The organism is Streptacidiphilus monticola, assembly GCF_042658505.1.
Lineage (GTDB): Bacteria > Actinomycetota > Actinomycetes > Streptomycetales > Streptomycetaceae > Streptacidiphilus > Streptacidiphilus monticola.
On the sequence record NZ_JBHSQJ010000049.1, the window covers coordinates 69,397 to 81,887 of the forward strand.

General features: G+C 71.2%; 13 protein-coding genes. 3 read left to right on the forward strand and 10 right to left on the reverse strand.

Annotated features, from left to right (window positions below):
- The first annotated feature begins 70 nt into the window (after nucleotides 1–70).
- On the forward strand, nucleotides 71–898 hold the full coding sequence (locus tag ACFP3V_RS13110) for an RNA polymerase sigma factor SigF (RefSeq protein ID WP_380583149.1): 828 nt from the start codon (nucleotides 71–73) through the stop codon (nucleotides 896–898).
- Nucleotides 899–992: 94 nt separating this feature from the next.
- Here the strand turns inward: ACFP3V_RS13110 and ACFP3V_RS13115 are convergent, their stop codons facing one another.
- Together ACFP3V_RS13115 and ACFP3V_RS13120 are read right to left on the reverse strand one after the other, a co-directional pair.
- Nucleotides 993–1,814: a tyrosine-protein phosphatase gene (locus tag ACFP3V_RS13115; RefSeq protein WP_380583150.1), complete on the reverse strand. Its 822-nt coding sequence runs from the start codon at nucleotides 1,812–1,814 to the stop codon at nucleotides 993–995.
- A 25-nt stretch (nucleotides 1,815–1,839) separates the two neighbouring features.
- Entirely contained in the window at nucleotides 1,840–2,166 is a 327-nt protein-coding gene (locus ACFP3V_RS13120; protein WP_380583151.1) for a hypothetical protein, read from the reverse strand.
- A 107-nt stretch (nucleotides 2,167–2,273) separates the two neighbouring features.
- Between ACFP3V_RS13120 and ACFP3V_RS13125 the strand changes: the two genes are divergently transcribed.
- Both ACFP3V_RS13125 and ACFP3V_RS13130 read left to right on the forward strand, forming a co-directional pair.
- Nucleotides 2,274–3,212, forward strand: coding sequence for an aldo/keto reductase (locus ACFP3V_RS13125; RefSeq protein WP_380583152.1), 939 nt, complete (start codon nucleotides 2,274–2,276; stop codon nucleotides 3,210–3,212).
- Nucleotides 3,209–3,853 (forward strand): nucleoside/nucleotide kinase family protein, encoded by a 645-nt coding sequence (locus tag ACFP3V_RS13130; protein WP_380583165.1) that lies wholly within the window; start codon nucleotides 3,209–3,211, stop codon nucleotides 3,851–3,853. Before ACFP3V_RS13125 ends, ACFP3V_RS13130 begins: the two co-directional genes overlap by 4 nt.
- Nucleotides 3,854–3,863: 10 nt before the next feature.
- On the opposite strand, the gene mscL is transcribed toward ACFP3V_RS13130, so the two are convergent.
- From mscL to ACFP3V_RS13170, 8 genes are all read right to left on the reverse strand, one after another.
- Nucleotides 3,864–4,286 carry a large conductance mechanosensitive channel protein MscL gene (gene mscL / locus ACFP3V_RS13135; protein WP_380583153.1) on the reverse strand — a complete coding sequence of 141 codons (423 nt, stop codon included), beginning with the start codon at nucleotides 4,284–4,286 and terminating at the stop codon, nucleotides 3,864–3,866.
- A 39-nt stretch (nucleotides 4,287–4,325) separates the two neighbouring features.
- Nucleotides 4,326–5,996: an MDR family MFS transporter gene (locus tag ACFP3V_RS13140; protein ID WP_380583154.1), complete on the reverse strand. Its 1,671-nt coding sequence runs from the start codon at nucleotides 5,994–5,996 to the stop codon at nucleotides 4,326–4,328.
- Entirely contained in the window at nucleotides 5,993–6,553 is a 561-nt protein-coding gene (locus ACFP3V_RS13145) for a MarR family winged helix-turn-helix transcriptional regulator (protein WP_380583155.1), read from the reverse strand. The genes ACFP3V_RS13140 and ACFP3V_RS13145 overlap by 4 nt, the downstream gene beginning before the upstream one ends.
- Nucleotides 6,554–6,737: 184 nt before the next feature.
- Nucleotides 6,738–7,676, reverse strand: coding sequence for a hypothetical protein (locus tag ACFP3V_RS13150; protein ID WP_380583156.1), 939 nt, complete (start codon nucleotides 7,674–7,676; stop codon nucleotides 6,738–6,740).
- Nucleotides 7,677–7,785: 109 nt separating this feature from the next.
- A complete protein-coding gene (locus ACFP3V_RS13155; RefSeq protein ID WP_380583157.1) occupies nucleotides 7,786–8,406 on the reverse strand; it encodes a hypothetical protein in 621 nt (206 codons plus the stop codon).
- Nucleotides 8,407–8,485: 79 nt separating this feature from the next.
- Nucleotides 8,486–9,265, reverse strand: coding sequence for an SDR family NAD(P)-dependent oxidoreductase (locus ACFP3V_RS13160; RefSeq protein ID WP_380583158.1), 780 nt, complete (start codon nucleotides 9,263–9,265; stop codon nucleotides 8,486–8,488).
- A gap of 46 nt (nucleotides 9,266–9,311) precedes the next feature.
- The gene (locus ACFP3V_RS13165; RefSeq protein WP_380583159.1) at nucleotides 9,312–9,869 is read right to left on the reverse strand and encodes a hypothetical protein; all 558 of its coding nucleotides are present in this window, start codon (nucleotides 9,867–9,869) and stop codon (nucleotides 9,312–9,314) included.
- A gap of 130 nt (nucleotides 9,870–9,999) precedes the next feature.
- Entirely contained in the window at nucleotides 10,000–11,850 is a 1,851-nt protein-coding gene (locus ACFP3V_RS13170; protein ID WP_380583160.1) for a putative Ig domain-containing protein, read from the reverse strand.
- Between the last annotated feature and the right edge of the window lie 641 nt (nucleotides 11,851–12,491).

The window sequence follows — 12,491 nt, forward strand, 5'->3', positions numbered from 1 at the left end:
ATGTCGACACATCAACTGCACAGATGCACCGCCAGCACCGGCAGAGCAGGTCAGATCAGAAGGGGGTAGCGTGTCCGACGCTCTCGTCCGCAGCATCCCGGTTCTCCCCGCCCCGCGTCAGGCCGAGGGGGCTGAGCCGCTCGACACGCGGACGCTCTCCCGCTCCCTCTTCCTCCGCTTCGCCGCGCTGGAGGCGAACCACCCGGACCGCGCCTACGTCCGCAACACGCTGATCGAGCTCAACCTCCCGCTGGTCCGCTACGCGGCGGCCCGCTTCCGCAGCCGCAACGAGCCGATGGAGGACATCGTCCAGGTCGGCACGATCGGCCTGATCAAGGCCATCGACCGGTTCGACCACAGCCGGGGCGTCGAGTTCCCGACGTTCGCGATGCCGACGATCATCGGCGAGATCAAACGCTTCTTCCGCGACACCAGTTGGTCGGTGCGGGTCCCGCGCCGTCTGCAGGAGCTGCGCCTGGCGCTGACCAAGGCGAGCGACGAGCTGTCCCAGCGGCTGGACCGCTCACCCACCGTGGCCGAGCTCGCGGAGTACCTCGGCGTCACCGAGGAGGACGTCGTCGAGGGCCTGGCGGTGGGGAACGCGTACACGGCGTCTTCCCTGGACAGCAACCCCTCCGAGGAGGACAGCGAGGGGCCCCTGGCGGACCGGATCGGCTACGAGGACGCCGGGATGGAGGGGGTCGAGTACCGCGAGTCCCTGAAGCCCCTGCTGGCCAAGCTGCCGGCGCGGGAGCGCCGGATCATCATGCTGAGGTTCTTCCAGAACATGACGCAGAGCCAGATCGGCGAGGAGGTCGGCATCAGCCAGATGCACGTGAGCCGCCTCCTCACCCGCACCCTCGCCCAACTCCGCCACGGCCTGACCTCCGACAGCTAGCCCCGCCAGGGGCGCGCGGCTGCAGACATGTGCGGCTCCGCCGCGTGGGCGCGAGCAACACATGTCCGCAGCCGCGCGCCCCCGAAGGGGTCCCCTAATGCAGGAGGTTCTTCCTGACGGCTTCGAGCGTGGCCTCGTCCAGGCCCAGGCCCTGTTCGAGGAAGGCGTCGAAGGAGGGCCAGCCGTCGGCCACCGCCTCGAACGCCGCGTCCAGATAGGCGCGTTCCACGCGCAGAATCGGGCGCATGAGTTCGGGCTCCCGCATCATGCCCCGGGTCCCCAGCAGGTCCAGGATCCGGGCGTGCAGTGCCGCCGCGCGCTCGTTCGTCAGCAGGTAGTCGGCGTAGACCGTGTCCCGGTCCGCGCCCAGCGCGGTCAGCAGGACCGCCGCCGTCCAGCCCGTGCGGTCCTTGCCCGCCGTGCAGTGGAAGTAGACCGGGCTCGCGGCAGGATCCGCGAACTGCCGGACCGTTTCCGCGAACTGGGCCCGGATCGTCGCGTCGGTGACGAACCAGCGGTACATCTCGACCATGATCCGCTCGCCCGCCCCGTTGCCCAGCAGGGCGTGCTGCACCGCCGGGTCCGCCCCGGCGAGGGCGTCGCGCAGCTCGATGTAGATGTCGTGGTCCGGCGAGTAGACCGGGCGGCGCACCAGGCCCGCGCCCGCGGGCAGGCGGTCCTCGCCGTTCTCCTGGACCTCGTTGAGTCCGCGCAGGTCCACCACGGTCCGCACGCCCAGTGCGGCCAGCAGCTCCAGGTCGCCGTCGGTGGCGCGGTGCAGCGAATCACCGCGCAGCGCGCGGCCCGCGCGCACGCTGCGGCCGTCCGCGACGCGGTAGCCGCCCAGGTCGCGGGCGTTCACGGCACCACTCAGGCCGAGGCTCCGGCCACCCCCCGGTTCCGCTGCCTCAGCCATCGCGGTGCCGCTCCTTCGCCTCGCCCTACTTGACCGCCAGGATCACGACGCCGACCAGGACGGCCAGGGCCACGACCACGCCAAGGGCGATCATGCCAGTCCGCCGGGTCTCGTTGGGCATGGCAGCGGTCACAGCCTGCTGCTTGGGCTCGTCCACGAAGGCCTTGAACATCTGCGTGCTCGCGGACGTGTCGTCGTACTGCGGGGCCTGCGGGTAGGCCTCTCCCTGCGGGTAGGCGCCGGCCTGCTGGTACTGACCGCCCTGCGGGTACTGCTGGTACTGGGGGGTCTGCGGGTACTGGGGGGTCTGCGGGTACTGGGGGGCGCTGGGCTGCTGCTGGTAGTTCGCCATGTCGCCAGACTCTAGCCAACCGGACGGGACGAAAGAGTGTGCCCCTTGTAGCAGTCCTGTCACACAGCCGGGGAATCGCTCCGCGGGTGATCACGTTGGACCGGGGTATGACTCGTGTTCCTCTCGGCAGTTCGGACCTCCAGGTCTTCCCCCTCTCCCTGGGCGGCAACGTCTTCGGCTGGACGGCGGACGAGGCGGCGTCCTTCGCCGTGCTCGACGCGTACCTGGCCGGCGGCGGCAACTTCGTGGACACCGCCGACGTCTACTCCGCCTGGGCGCCCGGGCACACCGGCGGTGAGTCGGAGGGCGTGCTCGGCGCCTGGCTCGCCTCGCGCAAGCCCGCGGACTTCGTCGTCGCCACCAAGGTCGGCGCGCACCCCCAGTTCAAGGGGCTCAAGGCGGAGACCATCCGCGCCGGCGCCGAAGCCTCCCTCAAGCGCCTCGGCGTCGAGACGATCGACCTGTACTACACCCATTTCGACGACGAGTCGGTCCCGGTCGAGGAGATCGTGACCGCCCTGGACGAGCTGGTCCGTGCCGGCAAGGTGCGGCAGGTCGCGGCGTCGAACATCTCCCCCGAGCGGCTGCGCGCCTCGCTGGAGTTCGCCCGGCGCGAGGGCCTGGCCGAGTACGTGGCGCTGCAGCCGCACTACAACCTGGTCTCCCGCGACACCTACGAGGGCGAACTCGCTGACGTGGTCGCGCACTTCGGCCTGTCCGCGGTCCCCTACTACGGTCTCGCCGCCGGCTTCCTGACGGGCAAGTACCGTCCGGGCGCCACCGTGGACAGCGTGCGTGCCGGGGGCGCCGGCAAGTACCTGGAGAGCGAGCGCGGCCCGAAGGTGCTCGAGGCGCTGGACAAGGTCGCGGCAGCCCACGACGCGCAGGTCGCGAGCGTGGCCCTCGCGTGGCTTCGGGCGCAGCCCACCGTCGCCGCGCCGATCGCCTCGGCGCGCACCCCCGAGCAGCTCCCCGCGCTCCTGGCCTCGGTGGAACTCACGCTCACCGAGGACGAGTTGTCGCTGCTGAACGAGGCGTCCGCCTGAGTCGGCCCACCGTCCGGCCACTGACGCCGGAGGCCCTGGTCGCGGAGCTGGCCGAGCGGATCGACGCCGCCGCCGGCTCCGCGGCCTCGCCGTGGCTGCGGGTCGCCGTGGACGGTGCGCCCGCCGCCGGGACGGACGTCCTGGCGGACGCCCTGGTGGAGCCGCTGCGGCTGCGCGGCCGGCCGGTGCAGCGGGTCCGCGCCGTGGACTTCCTGCGCCCGAGCTCGCTGCGGTTCGAGTTCGGCCGTCAGGACGTCGAGGCGTACTACGAGCGATGGCTGGACGTGGGCGCGCTGTTCCGCGAGGTCTTCGACCCCACCGAGGCGGACGGCAGCGGGCAGGTGCTGCCGTCCCTCTGGGATGCGGAGCGCGACCGCGCGACCCGTGCCCGGCCGGTGCCGCTGGCCCCCGGCGGGGTGGTCCTGCTGGACGGCCCGCTGCTGCTGAACCGCTGGTTCCCGCTGGACCTGAGCGTGCATCTCCGGCTCACCCCGGGGGCGCTGGCCCGCCGCACACCGCCGGGGGAGCAGTGGACGCTGCCCGCCTTCGCCCGCTACGCGGAGGAGGTCCAGCCCGAACTGGCCGCAGATGTGACGGTGCGGGCCGACGATCCCCGTCGGCCCGCACTCGTCGTCAGCTGACCTGCGCCGGCTACTGCTTGGGCAGCACCGCGACCGGCACCTGGGCGGTGCAGAACGCGCACCGGGTGGCCTGGGCCGGGATGCTGCTCAGGCACTCCGGGCAGTCCTTCTTCGGCGCCGACGGCTCGGCGGCCGGGGTGAATCGGGCGTGCAGCTTGTTCACCGGGAGCACCACGCAGAAGTAGACCACCGCGGCGATCAGCACGAAGCTGATCGCGGCGGCGACCAGCGTGCCGTAGGGGAAGGTGACGTGGTTGACCGTGAAACTCTTCTTGCTGTAGTCGCCCGTCGACTTGGTGATCAGGCCCACGATCGGCGTCAGGAAGGCCGTCACGAACCCGTTCACCACTGCGGTGAAGGCCGCGCCGATGACGATACCGACGGCCAGGTCGACGACGTTGCCGCGCAGCAGGAAGCTACGGAAGCCCTTCATTGCCCATCCCGATTCTTGTCCGATTTGTGGCTGTGGTCCCTACTCGGAAGCGGACACGCTACCACCCTTGGACGCCCGTTCGGCCGCCTGCGCCTGAACGCCGGACATCCGGCGCAGCGGTACCTCGGGGATGGTCAGCATCAGCGCGAACGCCACCGCCGAGATGCCCGCGGCGCTGAGGAAGACCAGGTGCATCGAGTCCGCGAAGCCCATCTTGAACGGGGCCGCCAGCACCGGGTCCAGCTTCTGGATGAAGGACGAGTCGCTCAGCACCGACTTCGAGCTGCTGCCTCCGAGCGCGTTCGGGTGGGCGTGAAGTGCCTGCTGGAACGCGGGAGTTGTCTGCACCTTGTGGAAGGCGGAGAGGATCCGGTCGCCCACCGTGCTGAACAGCACCGAGAGGAAGACCGCGGTGCCGGCCGTCGCGCCGAGCTGCCGGAAGAACGTGGACGAGGCCGTGGCCGTACCCATGTCCCGTGCGGGGACGGCGTTCTGCACCGCCAGCGTCAGCGTCTGCATGGTGAAGCCGAGGCCGATGCCCAGCAGCGCCATGAAGCCCATGGTCTCGCCGAGCGGAGTGTCCCACTGCACCTCGAAGTAGAAGAGCAGCATCGCCACGCACATCAGCGCGGTGCCGATGACCGGGAAGATCTTGTAGCGGCCGGTGCGCGAGGTGGTCTGGCCGGTGGCGATCGCGGCCGCCATCAGACCCGCCATCAGCGGCAGCATCATCAGGCCGGACTTGGTGGGGCTGGCGCCCTTCACGATCTGGAGGTACTGCGGGATCATCATCATCCCGCCGAACATCGCCATGCCCACCAGCACCGAGAGGATGCTGGTGCGGCTGAACACGTTGTTGGAGAACAGCCGCATCGGGATCAGCGCGTCGTCGCCCATCCGCCGCTCGACGAACACCCAGGCCGTGCAGCCCAGCACGCCGACGAAGTAGCAGGCGAAGGCCCGGCCGGAGGTCCAGCCCCAGTCGCGGCCCTGCTCGGCGACCAGCAGCAGCGGCACCACGCCGATGATGATGGTGGCCGCGCCCCACCAGTCGATGCGGTGGTCGTGCCGGGTGTGCGGGACGTTCAGCACCTTGGCGACGACGGCGAGGGCGACGATGCCGATCGGCACATTGACCAGGAAGACCCAGCGCCAGCCGGCGATGCCCAGCAGCGTGTCCTGCCCGGCGAGGAAACCGCCGACCAGCGGCCCGGCCACGCTGGAGGTGGCGAACACGGCCAGGATGTAGCCCTGGTACCGGGCCCGCTCCCGGGGCGGCACGATGTCGCCGATGATCGCCAGGGCCAGCGCCATCAGACCGCCGGCGCCGACGCCCTGGAAGGCGCGGAAGGCGGCCAGCTCCACCATCGAGGTGGAGAAGGTACAGGCGAAGGAGCCGACCACGAAGATGCTGATGGCCGCCAGGAAGAAGGGCTTGCGGCCGTAGATGTCGGAGAGCTTGCCGTAGAGCGGCGTGGCGATGGTCGAGGTGATCAGGTACGCCGTCGTCGTCCACGCCTGCTGGCTCAGCCCGTGCAGGTCGTCTGCGATGGTGCGGATGGCGGTGCTGACGATGGTCTGGTCGAGCGACGCCAGGAACATGCCCAGCATCAGGCCGCTGAGGATGGTCAGGATCTGACGGTGGGTCAGCCCGCCTGGACCGGATATCGGTGCGGTGGCGGGCGGGGTGGTCTTGCTCTGGCTGCTCACTGGGCCGCTCCGAGAGTCTGGTTCTGTACGGGGAGTTGGGGCACCGCGGCCCGGGCGTGGTACTCGGCGAAGTCGTCGTTGAGGCGGGTCAGCAGCCGGACCAGCTCATGGCGCTCGTCCTCCGGCCAGGAGCCGAGCACCTCGGCCATCTGCCGGTTTCGTTCGGCCCGGTACTGGGCGAAGGCGTCCTGACCCGCCTCCGTCGCGATCAGCAGGGCGCCGCGGCGGTCGTCGGGGTCCGGGCGGCGGGCCACCAGACCGCGCTCGACCAGGCAGCGCACCTGGCGGCTGACGGTGGACAGGTCGAGGAAGGTCTCCGCGGCGAGGTCGGTGGCGCGCCGCGGTCCCTGCCGCACCAGGCGCGCGAGCAGCAGCCGGTCGCCGCCGTTCTCGTCCCGCATGCGCTGCTTCCAGGCGCCCACGAGGCGCATGAAACGCGCCATCTCCTCGCCGAGGGCGGCCGCGTCGGCGAGCGTCTCCCCGTCCGTGGCGGGCCGGGTCGCGCTTCCGGCCGCGTGGCCGCCGTCTCCCGGGGCCTCCTCGGGTGTGGCTCTCATGGCCGTTCCCCCTTACTTGCTTGCTTCCAGCAAGTAATTGTAGTCCGAACAAACGGAGGGGCCCGGCCGCCGTCTCCGNNCTCCGACGCCCGGGCACCGCCGTCCCCGTTCCCCCGCTCGTTCCCCCGTTTGCCCCTCGTCGGCCCCTGTGCCGGTGCAGGCCGACTTGGTGCAGGCCGGCGGGTCAGCCCTTGACGACCTGCAGGTCCTTGCTCACGCCCCAGCTGATGTAGCGTCCGGTGGCGCCACCGTCCACGAACAGCGTCAGCTTGCCGGCCGTGCCGACCTTGCCGACGACCCGGACCCGCAGCTTGTAGCTGAGGGTGGCGCCGTTGGCCCAGGTGGTCGGGTGCGCCAGCGTGGAGTCCTTGACCGGGACCCAGGCGTGCCCGTTCCACAGGTCGTAGTCGATGGTCGCGTCCGAGCCCGGGCCGGGGGTGTTCTCGCCGTAGCCGAGCGCCTCGTAGCTGCTCCTGATCGCGGCGCCGGTGCGGTTGGTGAGGGTCAGCGTCTCGTACACCGGAGCGGAGGCCTTGAGCGTGGTGCCACCGGTCAGCTTGGCCACGACCGGACCGCCGTTGCGCCCGCTGCCCGCCTGGAAGTTGGCCATCCCCGAGGCGTAGTGGTTCGCGTCGTCGTGCGCGCCCGCGAAGAGGTAGTACCGGCTGTCGTTCACCGGCCAGCTCTTGTTCAGGCCGACGGTGATCTTCCAGGTGTAGCTGGTGTGCGCGGGCAGCGTGAAGTAGCTGCCCCACTCCTGGCCCTTCGGGTAGAAGGAGCCGATCATGCCGCCGTCCTCGCCGCCGAACTGGAAGGCGGTCTTCGGCGCGTGCACCGGTGCGATGGAGAAGCGCACGTCGTTGCCGTTGAGCGCGATCGCGCCCTTGGCGCTTCCGCCCAGGTCGCCGGAGACCTTCTCGGCCTTGCCGGTGTTGTTGGTGACCTTGAAGAGGAAGGTGCGGCTGACCCCGCCCGGGTACAGCACCGAGGCGCTGGGCTTGCCGAGCGTCACGGTGAACGGCTTGACGGCCGCCTGCGCGGCGGCCCCCGGCAGCGCGGCGACCGCGCCCAGCGCGACAGCGGCAACGGCGGATGCGGCAACTGCCTTGCGACGAACGGACATTGGTGATCCCCCCAGAACGTGCGGGCCGACTTTCGGCGATGAGAAGATCCTTACAGCCGATCATCAGCAGAACGTCGGGGCCCTGTCACCGCTCTGCAACAGCGATCGGTCAGTCCAGGACGAACGCGGCCGCGTAGAACAGGGCCCAGGCGAACCACTCCAGCGTCGCCGCCAGCCGCCACGAGCGGAGCACCGGCCGGCCCGTCCACCGCCGCAGCCCGGACACCTCGAACAGCGCCACCAGCGCGGCCGCGTCCGCCGACTCCGCCCCGGCGCCCCACCGACCGCCCCGCCGCTCGGCGAGCACCTTGCCGCCGCCGTCCGGCCCCGCCCAGGTCAGCTCCACCCGCCCGCGGCGTCCGCAGCCGAAGCGGTAGGCCGACCCGTCCCCGAGGTCGAACCGCACCTCGCGGCGCGACGGCCGCAGCCGCCGGGTCAGCCGGAGCGTGAACGGCCGCGCACCGGCCAGGCACCCGTGCATGTCGGCGGCCGCTTTCCGCCCCTTCCAGCGCAGCCCGGCCGGTGAGGCGTCGTCGATGCGCAGCAGCTCCACCGCGCCCAGCAGCAGACGCCACCGCTCGTGACGCTGCTGCGACCCCGTGCCGGACCTGGTCAACTGCAGCTCGCCGACCGGTGTGCGCACCACGGCGTACCCGCGCTCGGCGGCGGCGTCCGCCTTCCAGCCCTGGCCGTCGACCAGGCGATCGACCGTGAAAGTTCCGTTCCCCATGGCGCAGCAGTCTGCCAAGTCCGAGGGAACGGGCCCCCGGTGGGCCGGTGCCGGACCCGCGGTGGGCCGCACCGGGCCGTCAGTGGGACGAGAACCCGCCGTCCACGAAGAGGCACTGCCCGGTGACGTAGGCCGAGGCGGCGCTCGCGAGGAAGACGGCCGCGCCGGCGAAGTCCTCGGCGAGCCCGTTGCGCCCGACCAGGGTCCGGGCCGCCAGCGCCGCCACCCGCTCGGGGTCGGCGGACAGCCGGGCGTTCAGCGGGGTCATCACGAAGCCGGGCACCAGGGTGTTGACCGTGACACCGTGCGGCGACCAGGCCTCCGCCTGGGAGCGGGCCAGCGACTCCAGCGCACCCTTGGACACTCCGTACGCCCCGCTCTGCACGAAGGCGCGGTGCGCCTGCTGCGAGCTGACGTGGATGATCCGGCCGAAGCCCCGCTCCGCCATGCCCGGGCCGAAGCGCTGCCCCAGCAGGAAGGGCGCCTCCAGGTTGACCGCCATCGTGCGGTCCCAGACCTCCTCGTCCAACTCCCCCATCGGCGGGCGGAGGTTGATGCCGGCGGAGTTGACCAGGATGTCCGGCTCCCCGAACACCCCGACCGCGGCCTCGGCCGCCGCCCGTACCCCTGCCCGGGTCCCGAGGTCTCCGGCCACCCAAGCCGCCTGACCCCCGGCTTCCGTCAACTCCCGGACAGCTTCCACGAGTTCCGCCTCGCCACGAGCGAGGACCACGGTGCGGGCGCCGGCCCCGGCCAGCGCGGCGGCGATGGCCCGGCCGATGCCGGAGCTGCCGCCGGTGACCAGGGCGACGCGGCCGTCGAGGGAGAACAGCTCGGAGAGATAGTCCTTGGCGATCATCCCCGCACCCTACGCGGCCGGCTCGGGCACCTGCCCGGCGACCGGCTCACCCGCCGGTGCCGACGACCACCGTCAGTCGGAAGTCGCCCTCGCCGGGCTTGCAGCGCCGGGCCTCGCCGCAGGAGCTGCGGTGGTCGGTGACGGTCACCGTCCCGGCCTGGCGGGCGAGGTAACGGGTTGTCACCGTTCCGCAGCCCTGGCCGGGCGGGCAGGTCCCGCCCGGGGCGGAGAGCGGTCGGCCGACCTGCTGGAGCAGCGCGGGCGCCGAGTTCTGCGGGAAGGCCCACTGGGTGCTGTGCAGCACCACGAGCAGCGACCCGCCGACCGGCAGGTGCACGGTGGTGCCGCTCGCCCGCTCGTCGACGGACACCGACGCCTGGGCCGGGCCCGACGCTGACGCGCCGGACGCGGAGGGCGTGGAGGTCGCCGAGGCGGACGCCGACGCGGAGGGGGAGGAAGCAGCCACGGAGGACGAGGCGGCCGCCGGGGCGGACGGGCTCGCGGAGCCGGCCGCGCCGGCACCGGCCGAGCTGGAGGAGGCGCAGCCCGCGAGGGCGACGGCTGCGGTGGCGGCCAGAGGGAGCAGAAGACGCGAGGGCTTCATGGGATCGATCCTTTCCGGGGGTTGGATGGAGCGCACCCGGAAACGGTTCCGGGGGCCGGCAGAGAGCCGACCCCCGGGACTGCTGGTGCGTGTCAGGTCCGTCGGACGGACCCGGTTTCATGACGTCGGGTCAGGAGAGGACCACGTCGTCGTAGTAGGTGTAGGTGGCGTCACCCGCGTAGTTGTCGTCGTGGTTGGCCAGCGTCAGGGTGTAGCTGTGGCCGGCCGTGATCGACGCGTTGACCTGGGTCCACGAGGCGGAGGCGGCGCAGGTCTTCGGCAGGATCGTGGTCGTCGTGCCGGTGGTGTTGTCCTTGAGGGTGGCCGTCGCCCAGTCGTAGGTCAGGGTGTCCGGGCAGGTGCTGTTGTACCAGAAGGACAGCTTGCTGGTGCCGGTCGGCGCGGTGAAGGTCTGCGCGGCCGTGGAGTCGGTCGACGGGTTGGTCGAGCCGAGGCGGGCCCCGTAGCTGCCCGAGTGCGCCGCGGTGCTCAGTGCCGAGGCGGTGCCCGTGCTGGTCCAGCCGCTCAGGCTGCCGGTCTCGAAGCCGCCGTTGGTGACGCCGCCGCCACCGCCGACCGCGTTCTCGGTCCAGGTGAAGGACGTGGAGCCGGAGGCCCCGGTGCCGTCGGTCGCGGTGACCGTGACGCTGCTGGTGCCCGCGGCGGTCGGGGTGCCGGAGACCAGGCCGGTCGAGGAGTTGATCGACAGGCCGGCCGGCAGGCCGGTCGCGCTGTAGCTCAGGGTCTGGCCCGAGGCCGAGTCACTGGCCTGGATCTGCAGGCTGGCCGCCGTGCCCACGGTGCCGGTCTGCGCGCCCGGGTTGGTGACGGTGACCACGTTGCCGTGGTTCAGGATGGCGTGCGAGATGGCGCAGGAGTTGGTGTCGTTCGACCAGCTGGCCTGCTCCGCGAAGGTGCCGGTGCCCATGGTCACGTTGGCCGCGCCACCGGTCTGACCGGCCGCGATCCAGGCGCACTCGTCCGAGTTCTCCTGGCCGTTGTAGGACGAGCCGGAGACGTGGTTGGTCCAGCCGCCCGCCGGGTTCTGGTCCGACATCATCTCGTGCCACTCGTGGCCGAGCGTCATCGTCCAGCCGTCGAGCATGCCCGCCGAGCCGGAGTTGATGAAGTTCGTGCCGCAGGAGGAGCCCTGGTCGATGTTGTAGGGCTGGTTCGAGAACGCGATGTCGCCGTAGGAGGAGGCAGCCGCACCGCCGCTCAGGGTGGTGTCGCCGTTCCAGTCGTGCCAGGCGCAGTAACCGGTGTTCGGGTCCTGGTAGTTGTCCGGGTCGGTGCCGTGCGGCGAGAGCACCACGTAGTAGGCGTCGCGGTTGGCCGCGGCGGTGGTGTTGCCGAAGTGCCCGGCGGCCTTGATGGCCTCCTTGGCCAGCTGGTTGCCGGTTGCGTTGCTCGGCGAGGCGGCAGCGTTGTCATACCAGACGCCGGCCAGCACGCCACCGCTCTGGTACGGGATGAAGTTGGCGTTGGCCGGGCAACTGGTGGCGCCGGTAGCCACGTTGGGTCCGTCGCACCACTGGGTCAGGTCGGCCGACCAGGTCTCGCCGCCGGTGCCGATGTCCTTGAACATCTCCTGGGTGACCGGAGCCGCGCCGTACGGGTCGCCGGAGAAGGTCAGGTCGCCGCTGGAGTTGGTGCTCTGGGTGCCCCACTGGGTGCCGTAGAAGACCAGGTAGACCTTGGAGTGGCCGCTCTGCACGCCGATGCCGTCGACGCCGCCGCCGTAGGACAGGGTCTGCTGGCCGGTGGCCACCGCGTGGGTGACCTTCCAGCCGTGCATCTTCTGGTTGATCTCGACCGTCGGCACCACGCCGTGGCGGTAGCTGTGCTGATAGGCGGGGCTGTACGGGTTCTGCGGCCCGCCGCCCTGGGCGGAGGCGGGGACGGCCGCCAGTCCGCTGACTGCTATGCCGAGGCCGACGACGCTGGTGAGCGCCGCAGCTCTGACGCGGGAGATGCGCATCTGGGGAGAGTTCCTCTCTCGACGCGGACGCCCGGACGAAGCCGAGGGTGAGCGTCCGCTTGCCCTGTGGGGGAACGGCGGCGCAGCACTGCGCCAGACCAACTCGCATGCTCGGAAAGGCGATTGAACTCGTGTCACCACTTGTGGTGGTGTGCGCCGTCCGATGAGTGGGAGCAAAGCAGAGTTGTCGATTCCGGGTCAACAGGCAATTCACAGGAAGTGGGCGACAAACCGACCAGCGAGTGAACATCAGCCGTGGTCAGCGCCCGTTCCACACGCGTAGCCCACCGACTGGCGGTTTCCTGTGCCACCAGCTGGGGGATTGCCCGCGGGACGCCCGCATGGGAAAAGCCGCCCGGTAATTCGGCTGCATGCGCACGAGCCGCTGCAGCCAGGACATCTGATAGGCCGTCAGCATTCCGGCGGCCGAGCGGAACCCGGGTCAAGAATGGGGTGAGAAATCCCGTCCTGCACTTGGCAAGCCGCTGCGGCCCCTCCCGCTGCGCCACGGCGCGCACCCCTCACCGCCCCGAGGGTCTCATCCCTGCCGCGCTCCGACCGGGCCGGCGACCCGTCAGTGACGACCCGTCAGGGACAACTGCTGTGGTCGTCGACGGCGCTGTGGATGAAGCTGTAGCCGA

Bases quoted from the DNA above. Each gene is read 5' to 3' on its own strand.
- ACFP3V_RS13115 (WP_380583150.1), bottom strand. From the start codon at position 1,814: ATGGCTGAGGCAGCGGAACCGGGGGGTGGCCGGAGCCTCGGCCTGAGT.
- ACFP3V_RS13120 (WP_380583151.1), bottom strand. From the start codon at position 2,166: ATGGCGAACTACCAGCAGCAGCCCAGCGCCCCCCAGTACCCGCAGACC.
- ACFP3V_RS13125 (WP_380583152.1), top strand. From the start codon at position 2,274: ATGACTCGTGTTCCTCTCGGCAGTTCGGACCTCCAGGTCTTCCCCCTC.
- mscL (WP_380583153.1), bottom strand. From the start codon at position 4,286: ATGAAGGGCTTCCGTAGCTTCCTGCTGCGCGGCAACGTCGTCGACCTG.
- ACFP3V_RS13145 (WP_380583155.1), bottom strand. From the start codon at position 6,553: ATGAGAGCCACACCCGAGGAGGCCCCGGGAGACGGCGGCCACGCGGCC.
- ACFP3V_RS13150 (WP_380583156.1), bottom strand. From the start codon at position 7,676: ATGTCCGTTCGTCGCAAGGCAGTTGCCGCATCCGCCGTTGCCGCTGTC.
- ACFP3V_RS13155 (WP_380583157.1), bottom strand. From the start codon at position 8,406: ATGGGGAACGGAACTTTCACGGTCGATCGCCTGGTCGACGGCCAGGGC.
- ACFP3V_RS13160 (WP_380583158.1), bottom strand. From the start codon at position 9,265: ATGATCGCCAAGGACTATCTCTCCGAGCTGTTCTCCCTCGACGGCCGC.
- ACFP3V_RS13165 (WP_380583159.1), bottom strand. From the start codon at position 9,869: ATGAAGCCCTCGCGTCTTCTGCTCCCTCTGGCCGCCACCGCAGCCGTC.
- ACFP3V_RS13170 (WP_380583160.1), bottom strand. From the start codon at position 11,850: ATGCGCATCTCCCGCGTCAGAGCTGCGGCGCTCACCAGCGTCGTCGGC.